This window comes from Escherichia sp. MOD1-EC7003 (assembly GCF_002965065.1).
Classification (GTDB): domain Bacteria; phylum Pseudomonadota; class Gammaproteobacteria; order Enterobacterales; family Enterobacteriaceae; genus Escherichia.
This window is the reverse complement of the sequence record NZ_PTRE01000067.1, coordinates 23283-37145: the sequence shown is the minus strand read 5'-3', so window position 1 is coordinate 37145 and position 13863 is coordinate 23283. Positions and strand designations below refer to the sequence as shown.

The 13863-nt window shown below is 52.8% G+C and carries 12 protein-coding genes and 1 other annotated feature; of the genes, 7 read left to right on the top strand and 5 right to left on the bottom strand.

The window, feature by feature from the left end:
* Nucleotides 1-91 precede the first annotated feature (91 nt).
* Nucleotides 92-3241, bottom strand: coding sequence for an efflux RND transporter permease AcrB (gene acrB / locus A7090_RS12705; RefSeq protein WP_105274294.1), 3150 nt, complete (start codon nt 3239-3241; stop codon nt 92-94).
* Between the two features lie 22 nt (nt 3242-3263).
* Nucleotides 3264-4457 carry a multidrug efflux RND transporter periplasmic adaptor subunit AcrA gene (gene acrA, locus A7090_RS12700; RefSeq protein WP_105274293.1) on the bottom strand — a complete coding sequence of 398 codons (1194 nt, stop codon included), beginning with the start codon at nt 4455-4457 and terminating at the stop codon, nt 3264-3266.
* A 141-nt stretch (nt 4458-4598) separates the two neighbouring features.
* Here acrA and acrR point away from each other — a divergent pair, with 141 nt between their 5' ends.
* On the top strand, nt 4599-5246 hold the full coding sequence (acrR, locus tag A7090_RS12695) for a multidrug efflux transporter transcriptional repressor AcrR (protein WP_105274292.1): 648 nt from the start codon (nt 4599-4601) through the stop codon (nt 5244-5246).
* Here the strand turns inward: acrR and A7090_RS25990 are convergent.
* Nucleotides 5225-5368 carry a hypothetical protein gene (locus A7090_RS25990; protein ID WP_157941463.1) on the bottom strand — a complete coding sequence of 48 codons (144 nt, stop codon included), beginning with the start codon at nt 5366-5368 and terminating at the stop codon, nt 5225-5227. The genes acrR and A7090_RS25990 overlap by 22 nt on opposite strands.
* 5 nt (nt 5369-5373) lie before the next feature.
* On the opposite strand from A7090_RS25990, the gene mscK reads away from it, so the two are divergent.
* Nucleotides 5374-8736 carry a mechanosensitive channel MscK gene (gene mscK / locus A7090_RS12690; protein ID WP_105274291.1) on the top strand — a complete coding sequence of 1121 codons (3363 nt, stop codon included), beginning with the start codon at nt 5374-5376 and terminating at the stop codon, nt 8734-8736.
* Between the two features lie 204 nt (nt 8737-8940).
* Here mscK and rsmS read toward each other — a convergent pair whose 3' ends face one another.
* Both rsmS and priC read right to left on the bottom strand, forming a co-directional pair.
* A complete protein-coding gene (rsmS, locus tag A7090_RS12685; RefSeq protein WP_105274290.1) occupies nt 8941-9108 on the bottom strand; it encodes a pleiotropic regulatory protein RsmS in 168 nt (55 codons plus the stop codon).
* A gap of 13 nt (nt 9109-9121) precedes the next feature.
* The gene (gene priC / locus A7090_RS12680; protein ID WP_105274289.1) at nt 9122-9649 is read right to left on the bottom strand and encodes a primosomal replication protein N''; all 528 of its coding nucleotides are present in this window, start codon (nt 9647-9649) and stop codon (nt 9122-9124) included.
* A gap of 69 nt (nt 9650-9718) precedes the next feature.
* On the opposite strand from priC, the gene A7090_RS12675 reads away from it, so the two are divergent.
* From A7090_RS12675 to recR, 5 genes are all read left to right on the top strand, one after another.
* Entirely contained in the window at nt 9719-10096 is a 378-nt protein-coding gene (locus A7090_RS12675; RefSeq protein WP_105274288.1) for a DUF454 family protein, read from the top strand.
* 152 nt (nt 10097-10248) lie between these two features.
* The gene (gene apt, locus A7090_RS12665) at nt 10249-10800 is read left to right on the top strand and encodes an adenine phosphoribosyltransferase (RefSeq protein WP_105274286.1); all 552 of its coding nucleotides are present in this window, start codon (nt 10249-10251) and stop codon (nt 10798-10800) included.
* Between the two features lie 128 nt (nt 10801-10928).
* A complete protein-coding gene (gene dnaX, locus A7090_RS12660) occupies nt 10929-12860 on the top strand; it encodes a DNA polymerase III subunit gamma/tau (protein ID WP_105274285.1) in 1932 nt (643 codons plus the stop codon).
* Nucleotides 12193-12257, top strand: a sequence feature (DnaX frameshifting element). Its footprint overlaps the gene before it by 65 nt.
* A gap of 52 nt (nt 12861-12912) precedes the next feature.
* Complete coding sequence (locus A7090_RS12655; protein WP_000467098.1) at nt 12913-13242, top strand: YbaB/EbfC family nucleoid-associated protein; 330 nt, start codon at nt 12913-12915, stop codon at nt 13240-13242.
* A complete protein-coding gene (recR, locus tag A7090_RS12650) occupies nt 13242-13847 on the top strand; it encodes a recombination mediator RecR (RefSeq protein WP_001195025.1) in 606 nt (201 codons plus the stop codon). Before A7090_RS12655 ends, recR begins: the two co-directional genes overlap by 1 nt.
* Nucleotides 13848-13863 lie beyond the last annotated feature (16 nt).

Below are 13863 nucleotides of genomic sequence, written 5' to 3'. Positions count from 1 at the left end.
GCCAAAACCTACCAGAATATGGTGTTGGTTTATTAGCGCTGATTTATGGGGATTCCTCAGCGCTGCGCGGCCTTCGTGATTACACGTTGTATCAATGATGATCGACAGTATGACTGTGCTCGATATCTTCATTCTTGCGGCTAAAGCGGCGGCGAACCACCACAAAGAATACCGGAACGAAGAAGATTGCCAGTACCGTTGCGGTCACCATCCCGCCCATTACACCAGTACCTACTGCGTTCTGCGCGCCGGAACCAGCACCCGTACTGATAACCAGTGGCATAACGCCGAGGATAAACGCCAGCGAAGTCATCAGGATCGGACGTAAACGCATCCGCACCGCATCAAGCGTCGCTTCAATCAGACCTTTACCTTCTTTATCCATCAAGTCTTTAGCGAATTCGACGATAAGTATCGCGTTCTTCGCCGACAACCCAATGGTTGTGAGCAGGCCTACCTGGAAGTACACGTCATTGGTCAGGCCACGGAAGGTGGCTGCCAGCAACGCACCGATAACCCCCAGCGGAACGACCAGCATAACGGAGAACGGAATCGACCAGCTCTCGTACAGCGCCGCCAGACACAGGAACACGACAATCAACGAAATCGCGTACAGTGAAGGTGCCTGGTTACCGGAGAGTCGTTCCTGATAGGACATTCCCGTCCAGTCGTAGCCAACACCGGTAGGCAGTTTGCTCGCCAGTTGTTCCATCAGCGCCATTGCTTCACCGGTACTTTTACCCGGTGCCGCCTGACCTAAGATCTCCATGGATGGCAGGCCATTGTAACGTTCCAGACGCGGTGAACCGTACTCCCAACGAGAAGAGGAGAACGCCGAGAACGGCACCATCTGACCATCAGCAGCACGAACATACCAGTCGCCGATATCATCCGGCAGCATACGGTATTTCGCTTCTGACATGACATAAACTTTCTTCACACGACCGCGGTCGATAAAGTCGTTCACATAACTGCCGCCCCATGCCGCGCCCAGAGTGGTGTTAATGTCGTTGATAGAAACACCCAGCGCCTGCGCTTTTTCCTGGTCGATATCAATCTTAAACTGCGGGGTATCTTCCAGACCGTTTGGACGTACGCTGGTCAACATATCAGGGTGCTTCGCTGCTTCTGCAAGCAGCTGGTTACGCGCCTGAGTCAGTTTTTCGTGGCCAAGGCCACCCTGGTCAATCAACTCAAAGTCAAAGCCGGTTGCGGTACCCAGTTCCACGATTGCTGGCAGGTTAAAGGCGAAAACCATCGCATCTTTGATTTGCGAGAATGCGCGTGTTGCACGCATGGTAATCGCTTCAACTTTGTTTTCTTCGCCCGGACGATCGGCCCAGTCCTTCAAGGAAACGAACGCAATACCAGTATTCTGACCACGCCCCGCAAAGCCGAAGCCGTTAACGGCGAACACCGACTCAACGTTGTTCTTTTCTTTGGTCAGATAGTAATTCGTTACCTCATTGAGCACTTTCTGCGTACGTTCCTGCGTTGCACCGGCTGGCAACTGAACCATGGTCATAAATACGCCCTGGTCTTCATCTGGCAAGAAGGAGCTTGGCAGACGTACGAACAGATAGGCCATGCCGACCACGATGATCAGGTATAGCACCAGGTAACGCCCCGTACTGCGCAGAATGCCGCCTACGCTGTCGGTGTAGTGGTGCGTGCTCTTTTCGAACATGCGGTTAAACCAGCCGAAGAAGCCTTTTTTGCCTTCCCCGTGATCGCCTTTGGCAATCGGTTTCAGCATGGTGGCACAAAGCGCCGGAGTCAGGATCAACGCCACCAGTACCGACAGCGCCATTGCTGAAACAATGGTAATAGAGAACTGACGATAGATAGCACCAGTAGAACCACCAAAGAAGGCCATCGGTACGAATACCGCCGATAGCACCATCGCGATACCGACCAGAGCGCCCTGAATCTGCCCCATCGACTTACGGGTGGCTTCTTTTGGCGGCAAACCTTCTTCTGCCATCACACGCTCAACGTTTTCTACCACAACGATGGCGTCATCCACCAACAGGCCGATGGCGAGCACCATCCCGAACATTGTTAGCGTGTTTATCGAGAAGCCAAAGGCAGCAAGGACGGCAAACGTCCCAAGCAATACCACCGGTACGGCAATAGTCGGAATCAACGTCGCGCGGAAGTTCTGCAGGAACAGATACATAACCAGGAACACGAGGATGATCGCTTCGACCAGCGTTTTAACCACTTCGTGAATAGAGATTTTCACGAACGGCGTGGTGTCGTACGGGTAAACAATTTTCAGACCCGACGGGAAGAACGGTTCCATCTTCGCCAGTTCAGCACGGATTGCCGCAGCGGTATCCAGCGCGTTCGCCCCGGTCGCCAGTTTGATCCCCAGACCGGAAGCCGGTTGGTCGTTAAACTCTGCGATGATGTCGTAGTTCTCACCACCCAGCTCAATTTTCGCTACGTCACGCAGCAGAACGCGGGAACCATCCTGATTCACTTTCAACAAGATTTTGCCGAACTCTTCAGTAGAGGTCAGACGCGTCTGAGCAATAATAGAGGCGTTAAGCTGTTGGCCTTTCACCGGTGGTGTACCACCGAGCTGACCGGCAGCAACCTGGGCGTTCTGCGCTTTGATGGCGGTAATGACATCAACCGGCGTTAGCTGGTATTTGTTCAGCTGATTCGGATTCATCCAGATACGCATCGCGTACTGGGAACCAAACAACTGAACGTCACCAACGCCTGATGTACGGCTGATGGCGTCTTTCATATTCGCCGCCACGTAGTCGGAGATATCCTCCTGTGTCATGGTGCCGTCGGTGTTGATAACGCCGACAACCATCAGGAAGCTGCTGGAAGACTTCTCAACGCTCACCCCTTGCTGCTGTACTTCTTGCGGCAGCAGTGGCATTGCCAACTGCAGTTTGTTCTGCACCTGAACCTGCGCGATATCCGCATCAGTACCAGACTCAAAGGTCAGGGTGATCTGTACGCTACCCGTAGAGTCACTGTTAGAGGACATATACATCAGGTTGTCGATACCGTTCATATTCTGTTCGATAACCTGTGTCACCGTGTCCTGCACTGTTTTCGCATCAGCGCCGGGGTAGGAGGCAGAGATCGTTACTGCTGGCGGTGCAATCGTAGGATATTGCGCCACCGGCAGTTTGAGGATCGCCAGCCCCCCTGCCAACATGATGATGATGGCGATCACCCACGCAAAAATCGGGCGATCGATAAAGAAATTAGGCATGTCTTAACGGCTCCTGTTTAAGTTAAGACTTGGACTGTTCAGGCTGAGTACCGCTTGCGGCTTGCTGGTTAGTATCAGCGGTAACTTCTTGTGCTTTTACCTGGACACCAGGACGCACTTTCTGCAGCCCACTTATTACTACGCGCTCGCCTGCTTTCAGACCTTCTGTCACCAGCCACTTATCGCCAATAGCCTGGCTTGCAACGATCGGACGGGTTTCCACTTTGTCATCCGCGCCAACCACCAGTACGGTGGCATCGCCACGCGGCGTACGAGTTACGCCCTGTTGCGGGACTAAAATAGCGTTTGGATTAAGCCCTTCTTCCAGACGTGCGCGTACGAACATACCCGGCAGCAGAGTGTGATCCGGGTTCGGGAAGATAGCGCGTAGGGTGATAGACCCGGTGCTCTGATCAACGGTAACGTCAGAGAATTCCAGCGTACCGTCCTGCGGGAACTTAATGCCATCACTGGTGATCAGCGACACTTTGGCTTTGCCGTTCTCTTGTTCCAGCGTGCCATTCGCCAGTTCCTGTTTCAGGCGCAGGAAGTCATTGCTGGACTGAGTCACATCAACGTAGATAGGATCAAGTTGCTGCACGGTTGCCAGCGCAGTTGCTTGGCCGTTCTGTACCAGTGCACCTTCCGTCACGTTCGACTTACCAATGCGACCGCTAATCGGAGAAGTGACTTTCGTGTAAGCCAGATTGATCCGCGCCGTTTCAACGGCAGCTTTCGCCGCAGTTACCGCAGCATTCGCCTGTTGCGCATCAGCCAGAGCCTGATCGTACTCTTGCTTACTGATGTACTGAGTACCGAGCAGTTTCTGATAACGATTCACCGTCAATTGCGCAATATTGGCTGCAGCCTGGGCTTTCGCCAGATCACCTTTCGCACTGTCGTATGTTGCCTGATAGGTCGCAGGATCAATCTGATAGAGAGAGACACCTGCTTCGATGTCGCTACCTTCTTTGAAATTACGCTTCAGGATAATCCCGCTAACTTGAGGACGAACTTCAGCGATCCGGTAGGCACTGGTGCGACCCGGAAGCTCGGTTGTAATCTGCAGAGGTTCAGTTTTGACTGTTACTACGCCAACGGCAGGCATCTGCTGGCCACCTTGTTGGGCCTGTTTGTCGTCACATCCTGTTAGGGCTAAGCTGCCTGAGAGCATCAGAACGACCGCCAGAGGCGTAAACCCTCTGTTTTTGTTCATATGTAAACCTCGAGTGTCCGATTTCAAATTGGTCAATGGTCAGAAGTTAATAAACCCATTGCTGCGTTTATATTATCGTCGTGCTATGGTACATACATTCACAAATGTATGTAAATCTAACACCTGTAAATTCACGAACATATGGCACGAAAAACCAAACAAGAAGCGCAGGAAACGCGCCAACACATCCTCGATGTGGCTCTACGTCTTTTCTCACAGCAGGGGGTATCATCCACCTCGCTGGGTAAGATTGCAAAAGCAGCTGGCGTTACGCGCGGTGCAATCTACTGGCATTTTAAAGACAAGTCGGATTTGTTCAGTGAGATCTGGGAACTGTCAGAATCCAATATTGGTGAACTCGAACTTGAGTATCAGGCAAAATTCCCTGGTGATCCACTCTCAGTATTAAGAGAGATATTAATTCATGTTCTTGAAACCACGGTGACAGAAGAGCGGCGTCGATTATTGATGGAAATTATATTCCACAAATGCGAATTTGTCGGAGAAATGGCTGTTGTGCAACAGGCACAACGTAATCTCTGCCTGGAAAGTTATGACCGTATAGAACAAACGTTAAAACATTGTATTGACGCCAAAATGTTGCCTGCGGATTTAATGACGCGTCGCGCAGCAATTATTATGCGTGGCTATATTTCCGGCCTGATGGAAAATTGGCTCTTTGCCCCGCAATCTTTTGATCTTAAAAAAGAAGCTCGCGATTACGTCGCCATCTTACTGGAGACGTATCTCCTGTGCCCTACGCTTCGTTATCCTGCCACTAACGAATAATCCTGAATCTGATCCCAGGATTTTTCCTGGACATTTTCGCCGTTGCTATTCTGGTTCATTGCGTCGTGATATTCTTGCGGTTTGACTTTTTCAAGTCGCTCTTCAGGTTCAGAAACCTTCATTCATCATGACTATGTTCCAGTATTACAAACGATCACGGCATTTTGTTTCTTCAGCATTCATTGTTTTTGTTTTGGTCTTGCTATGCCAAAACGCGGCGTTTGCGCGAGCGCCATCGAATGGTGATCTGCCGACAAAAGCTGACCTGCAGGCGCAACTTGACTCGCTTAATAAACAAAAAGATCTTTCTGCTCAGGACAAACTGGTGCAGCAGGATCTGACCGACACATTAGCCGCTCTCGATAAAATTGATCGCATAAAAGAAGAGACGGTTCAGTTACGGCAAAAAGTGGCTGAAGCGCCCGAAAAAATGCGCCAGGCGACCGTGGCGTTAAATGCACTTAGCGATGTTGATAACGACGAAGAAACGCGCAAAATTTTGAGTACACTTTCGTTGCGCCAGCTGGAAACTCGCGTTGCTCAGGCGCTTGACGATTTGCAAAACGCACAAAACGATCTGGCGTCTTATAACAGCCAGCTGGTTTCGTTACAGACGCAGCCTGAACGCGTGCAAAATGCGATGTATAACGCTTCGCAGCAGCTGCAACAAATTCGCAGCCGCCTGGATGGCACAGACGTTGGCGATACGGCCTTACGTCCCAGCCAGAAAGTGTTAATGCAGGCCCAACAGGTTTTGCTGAATGCTGAGATAGACCAGCAGCGTAAAAGCCTGGAAGGGAACACCGTCTTACAGGATACCTTGCAAAAGCAGCGTGATTACGTGACGGCGAACAGTGCCCGTCTGGAGCACCAGTTACAACTATTGCAAGAAGCGGTAAACAGCAAGCGCCTGACCTTAACCGAAAAAACAGCGCAGGAAGCCGCCTCCCCGGATGAAGCTGCGCGTATTCAGGCTAATCCGCTGGTGAAGCAGGAACTGGAAATTAACCAGCAGTTAAGTCAGCGTCTGATTACCGCAACTGAAAACGGTAACCAGCTGATGCAGCAAAACATCAAAGTCAAAAACTGGCTGGAGCGGGCGCTGCAATCGGAACGCAATATTAAAGAGCAGATTGCCGTCCTGAAGGGCAGCCTGCTGTTGTCTCGTATCCTTTACCAGCAGCAACAAACGCTGCCCTCGGCAGATGAACTGGAAAACATGACCAACCGCATTGCGGATTTGCGTCTCGAACAGTTTGAAGTCAACCAGCAGCGTGATGCTCTCTTCCAGAGCGATGCGTTCGTCAACAAGCTGGAAGAGGGGCACACCAACGAAGTCAACAGCGAAGTTCACGATTCGTTATTGCAAATCGTTGATATGCGTCGCGAGTTGCTGGATCAGCTTAACAAACAGTTGGGTAACCAGCTGATGATGGCCATTAACCTGCAAATTAACCAACAGCAGTTAATGAGTGTGTCGAAAAACCTGAAATCCATCCTGACTCAGCAAATCTTTTGGGTGAACAGTAACCGTCCAATGGACTGGGACTGGATCAAAGCGTTCCCACAAAGCCTGAAAGATGAATTTAAGTCGATGAAAATCACGGTGAACTGGGAAAAAGCCTGGCCTGCCGTTTTTATCGCTTTTCTCGCTGGTTTGCCACTGCTGTTGATTGCCGGGCTGATCCACTGGCGTCTGGGTTGGTTGAAAGCATATCAACAAAAACTGGCTTCCGCTGTGGGGTCCCTGCGTAACGACAGCCAGCTCAACACACCAAAAGCAATTCTTATCGACCTGATCCGCGCGCTGCCGGTGTGCCTGATTATTCTCGCAGTTGGTCTGATTCTGTTGACCATGCAGCTCAACATCAGCGAACTGCTGTGGTCGTTCAGCAAAAAACTGGCGATTTTCTGGCTGGTGTTTGGCCTGTGCTGGAAGGTACTGGAGAAAAATGGTGTTGCCGTGCGTCACTTCGGCATGCCGGAACAGCAGACCAGCCACTGGCGTCGGCAAATTGTCCGCATCAGTCTCGCGTTGCTGCCAATCCATTTCTGGTCTGTGGTGGCAGAACTTTCCCCGCGGCATTTGATGGATGATGTACTGGGGCAGGCGATGATTTTCTTCAACTTGCTGCTGATTGCCTTTCTGGTATGGCCAATGTGCCGCGAAAGCTGGCATGATAAAGAGTCGCACACCATGCGATTGGTCACCATTACCGTGCTGTCGATTATCCCGATTGCGTTGATGGTGCTGACCGCCACGGGGTATTTCTACACCACGCTGCGCCTCTCCGGGCGTTGGATTGAAACCGTTTATCTCGTGATCATCTGGAACCTGCTGTACCAGACGGTATTGCGCGGCTTAAGTGTAGCGGCGCGGCGTATCGCCTGGCGTCGTGCGCTGGCGCGTCGGCAGAATCTGGTGAAAGAGGGCGCAGAAGGTGCCGAACCGCCGGAAGAGCCCACCATTGCACTGGAGCAGGTTAACCAGCAAACTCTGCGTATTACCATGTTACTGATGTTTGCGCTGTTCGGTGTCATGTTCTGGGCAATTTGGTCCGATTTGATCACCGTGTTCAGCTATCTCGACAGTATCACGCTCTGGCATTACAACGGCACTGAAGCCGGCGCTGCGGTGGTGAAAAACGTCACCATGGGCAGCCTGCTGTTTGCGATTATCGCCTCAATGGTGGCCTGGGCGTTGATTCGCAACCTGCCAGGTTTGCTGGAAGTGTTGGTGCTCTCGCGCCTGAACATGCGCCAGGGCGCGTCGTATGCCATTACTACCATCCTTAACTACATCATTATTGCCGTTGGTGCGATGACGGTGTTCGGATCGCTGGGCGTCTCGTGGGATAAACTCCAGTGGCTGGCGGCAGCACTATCCGTAGGTCTTGGTTTTGGTTTACAAGAGATCTTCGGTAACTTCGTTTCCGGTTTGATCATTCTATTCGAGCGTCCGGTGCGTATTGGCGATACGGTAACCATTGGTAGCTTCTCGGGGACGGTAAGTAAGATCCGTATTCGTGCGACAACGATTACCGATTTCGATCGCAAAGAAGTGATCATCCCGAACAAAGCGTTTGTTACCGAACGTCTGATCAACTGGTCGTTAACCGACACCACCACGCGTCTGGTGATACGTCTGGGCGTCGCCTATGGCTCCGATCTGGAAAAAGTGCGTAAAGTGTTGCTGAAGGCGGCGACGGAGCACCCAAGGGTGATGCACGAACCAATGCCGGAAGTCTTCTTCACGGCGTTTGGTGCCAGCACGTTGGATCATGAGCTGCGTCTGTATGTGCGTGAACTGCGTGACCGTAGCCGTACAGTCGATGAGCTGAACCGTACTATCGATCAGTTATGCCGTGAAAACGACATCAACATTGCCTTTAACCAGCTTGAAGTGCACCTGCACAACGCGAAGGGCGATGAGGTGACGGAAGTCAAACGCGACTACAAAGGCGATGACCCGACACCAGCGGTAGGGTAATAACGGAAGGGGGCGATATTTAGTTGCCCCCGAGATTGCTGACAACGTGCGCTTGTTCATGCCGGATGCGGCGTGACCTCCTTATCCGGCCTACGAAACCGCAAGAATTCAATATATTGCAGGAGCGGTGTAGGCCTGATAAGCGTAACTCATCAGGCTGTTTTGCGTTTGCCAGCAATCTGAGGAGGCATTTAGCGTCCCCTTTTATTTTTCGCTTTGCGCCTCATCATCGCGCATTAATTTCTTTTCATAATCGCGTTTTACAATGTCCAGGGCGCGCAGCACGGTGCGGGCTGGGATCTGATTTTCTTCCAGCAGCACAATCAAATCGACAGCCAGTTTTACATCGTCAGGGGCATTTTGCAGTGACATACTTTCTCCATAGTTAGCGGGTTAAACGCGCTAACTTGTTTTCGATTTTTTCCAGCGCATGGCGGCAGCGTGCCAGGCGCGCTTCATAAGCGTCTACTTCACGATGCAGCATTTGCTGTTCCACGAGATCGGTCACCCGCGCCAGGCGGGCTCTACGTTCGGCAACCATCTCACGAAGTCTCCGCTCAAAATCCTGATGCTGAATACGTTTACGTTGCCAGCGGGCAATTTTCGGTGGCGCACTGTCCCACTCGCGCAATGACCAGGCGTCGGCTTCACGCGCGATGGCTTCCAGTTGTGCCGCCAGATGTTCTGCCAGCCAGACCACTTGCGGCAGCTGTTGCAGCTCAACCGCATGACGAAGCGCAGCCAGGTTATCGCCCGCCTCATCGAGACAAACCTGTAGTGTTGTCGCTCGGGTCTGGAAAAGGTGCCTGTCAAAACGGGCACTTAGCGTGGCAAATTGCGCTACCGGGGCACAACGCTGACGTAGCGTGGTGAGCTGTCCTTCCAGTTTTTCCAGTAGCAGGGCGGTTTTCACGATAAGACCTCAATGAAAATGATAATTGTTATGCTAAAGTAGCCACTCTGTAAGCTGACAACACTCAATATGCAACGAATCATTTTAATCATCATTGGCTGGCTGGCGGTAGTGCTGGGTACGCTGGGCGTGGTATTACCGATATTACCGACGACGCCGTTTATCCTGCTTGCGGCCTGGTGCTTTGCCCGTTCTTCTCCGCGCTTTCACGCCTGGTTGCTCTACCGCTCATGGTTTGGCAGCTACCTACGTTTCTGGCAGAAACATCATGCGATGCCGCGTGGCGTAAAACCACGGGCGATTTTGCTTATTTTGCTCACGTTTGCGATTTCTCTGTGGTTCGTCCAGATGCTATGGGTACGCATCATGTTGCTGGTTATTCTTGCCTGTTTGCTATTCTATATGTGGCAAATTCCGGTGATTGATGAAAAGCAAGAAAAGCACTGAAGCACAACAATCGCAGTTGCAATTATTGCGTACAGCCAGTACATTCTGGCGTTTTCGAGCACAGGCGCAGGCGGTCGAAGGTTAAACAACAGTTACTTTTGATACGTTTAAAACGCGCCGTGAGTACCACCGTAACAAGCAGGCATACACTTATGACCGCGACTGCACAGCAGCTTGAGTATCTCAAAAATAGCATCAAAAGCATTCAGGACTACCCAAAACCCGGCATTCTGTTCCGCGATGTCACCAGCTTACTGGAAGACCCGAAAGCTTACGCTCTCAGCATCGACTTGCTGGTTGAGCGTTACAAAAATGCGGGCATTAGCAAAGTTGTCGGCACCGAAGCGCGTGGCTTCTTGTTTGGCGCTCCGGTAGCTCTGGGGCTGGGCGTTGGCTTTGTACCAGTCCGTAAACCGGGCAAACTGCCGCGTGAAACCATCAGTGAAACTTACGATCTGGAATACGGCACCGATCAGCTGGAAATCCACGTTGATGCCATTCAACCGGGCGACAAAGTTCTGGTGGTGGACGATCTGCTGGCAACCGGCGGCACTATCGAAGCGACCGTTAAACTGATCCGTCGTCTGGGTGGTGAAGTGGCTGACGCTGCGTTCATTATCAACCTGTTCGATCTCGGCGGCGAACAGCGTCTCGAAAAACAGGGCATTACCAGCTACAGCCTTGTCCCGTTCCCGGGCCATTAATTATCGCCAGTCTTGTGCTGCCCACGCTACGGACAGCACAAGATGTGCATTCAGCCTCGCCGTTCTGACGGGGCTGTGTTAGCATTACCCCTTCGTGAATCCACCTTCCAGCGTTTCAGAGCCTGCCAATGAGTTATCAGGTCTTAGCCCGAAAATGGCGCCCACAAACCTTTGCTGACGTCGTCGGCCAGGAACATGTGCTGACCGCACTGGCGAATGGCTTGTCGTTAGGGCGTATTCATCATGCTTATCTTTTTTCCGGCACCCGTGGCGTCGGAAAGACCTCTATCGCCCGACTGCTGGCGAAGGGGCTAAACTGCGAAACCGGCATTACCGCGACGCCGTGTGGCGTGTGCGATAATTGTCGTGAAATCGAGCAGGGGCGCTTTGTCGATCTGATTGAAATCGACGCCGCCTCGCGCACCAAAGTTGAAGATACCCGCGACCTGCTGGATAACGTCCAGTACGCGCCAGCGCGCGGTCGTTTCAAAGTTTATCTGATCGACGAAGTGCATATGCTGTCGCGTCACAGCTTTAACGCACTGTTAAAAACCCTTGAAGAGCCGCCGGAGCACGTCAAGTTCTTGTTGGCAACGACCGATCCGCAGAAATTGCCGGTGACGATTTTGTCGCGCTGTCTGCAATTCCATCTCAAGGCGCTGGATGTCGAGCAAATTCGCCATCAGCTTGAGCACATCCTCAGCGAAGAACATATCGCTCACGAGCCGCGGGCGCTGCAATTGCTGGCGCGTGCCGCTGAAGGCAGCCTGCGAGATGCCTTAAGTTTGACCGACCAGGCGATTGCCAGCGGTGACGGCCAGGTTTCAACCCAGGCCGTCAGTGCGATGTTGGGGACGCTTGACGACGATCAGGCGCTGTCGCTGGTTGAAGCGATGGTCGGGGCCAACGGCGAGCGCGTAATGTCGCTGATCAATGAAGCCGCTGCCCGAGGCATCGAGTGGGAAGCGTTGCTGGTGGAAATGCTCGGCCTGTTGCATCGTATTGCGATGGTACAACTTTCACCAGCTGCGCTGGGCAACGACATGGCCGCCATTGAGCTGCGGATGCGTGAACTGGCGCGCACCATACCGCCAACAGATATTCAGCTTTACTATCAAACGCTGTTGATTGGTCGCAAAGAATTACCGTATGCGCCGGACCGCCGCATGGGCGTTGAAATGACGCTGCTGCGCGCGCTGGCGTTCCATCCGCGTATGCCGCTGCCTGAGCCAGAAGTACCACGCCAGTCCTTTGCGCCCGTCGCGCCAACGGCAGTAATGACGCCAACCCAGGTGCCGCCGCAACCGAAATCAGCGCCGCAGCAGGCACCGACTGTACCGCTCTCAGAAACCACCAGCCAGGTGCTGGCGGCGCGCCAGCAGTTGCAGCGCGCACAGGGAGCAACCAAAGCAAAAAAGAGTGAACCGGCAGCCGCTACCCGCGCGCGGCCGGTGAATAACGCTGCGCTGGAAAGACTGGCTTCGGTCACCGATCGCGTTCAGGCGCGTCCGGCACCATCGGCGCAGGAAAAAGCGCCAGCCAAAAAAGAAGCATATCGCTGGAAGGCTACCACTCCAGTGATGCAGCAAAAAGAAGTGGTCGCCACGCCGAAGGCGCTGAAAAAAGCGCTGGAACATGAAAAAACGCCGGAACTGGCGGCGAAGCTGGCGGCAGAAGCCATTGAACGCGACCCGTGGGCAGCACAGGTAAGCCAACTTTCGCTGCCAAAACTGATCGAACAGGTGGCGTTAAATGCCTGGAAAGAGGAGAGCGACAACGCAGTATGTCTGCATTTGCGCTCCTCTCAGCGGCATTTGAACAACCGCGGCGCACAGCAAAAACTGGCTGAAGCGTTGAGCACGTTAAAAGGTTCAACGGTTGAACTGACTATCGTTGAAGATGATAATCCTGCGGTGCGTACGCCGCTGGAGTGGCGTCAGGCGATATACGAAGAAAAACTTGCGCATGCGCGCGAGTCCATTATTGCGGATAATAATATTCAGACCCTGCGTCGATTCTTCGATGCGGAGCTGGATGAAGAAAGTATCCGCCCCATTTGAGCGTAAGCACAGCTTACGTTCGTCATCCTTAACGTGATTGAGAGAGAAACCTATGTTTGGTAAAGGCGGTCTGGGTAACCTGATGAAGCAAGCCCAGCAGATGCAAGAAAAAATGCAGAAAATGCAGGAAGAGATCGCGCAGCTGGAAGTCACCGGCGAATCTGGCGCAGGTCTGGTAAAAGTGACCATCAATGGCGCTCACAACTGCCGTCGCGTAGAGATCGACCCGAGCCTGCTGGAAGACGACAAAGAGATGCTGGAAGACCTGGTGGCTGCAGCATTCAACGACGCAGCTCGTCGTATTGAAGAAACGCAGAAAGAAAAGATGGCCTCTGTATCCTCCGGAATGCAGCTGCCGCCAGGCTTTAAGATGCCGTTCTGATGCAAACCAGCCCGCTGTTAACACAGCTTATGGAAGCACTGCGCTGTCTGCCGGGTGTTGGCCCGAAGTCGGCGCAGCGTATGGCGTTCACGCTGCTTCAGCGCGATCGTAGCGGCGGGATGCGTCTGGCACAGGCGCTCACCCGGGCGATGTCGGAAATTGGCCACTGCGCCGATTGCCGCACCTTTACCGAACAGGAAGTCTGTAACATCTGTTCGAATCCGCGTCGTCAGGAAAACGGCCAAATCTGCGTGGTGGAGAGTCCGGCGGATATCTACGCCATTGAGCAGACCGGGCAGTTTTCAGGTCGTTATTTTGTGTTGATGGGGCACCTGTCACCGCTGGACGGCATCGGTCCGGATGATATCGGTCTTGATCGCCTGGAACAGCGTCTGGCAGAGGAAAAAATCACCGAAGTGATCCTCGCCACCAACCCAACGGTTGAAGGTGAAGCCACCGCTAACTACATTGCCGAGCTTTGCGCCCAATATGACGTGGAAGCCAGCCGTATCGCTCATGGCGTACCGGTTGGCGGTGAGCTGGAAATGGTCGATGGCACCACGCTGTCGCACTCCCTTGCCGGGCGTCATAAGATTCGTTTTTAAGCAAACGAGAGCAGAA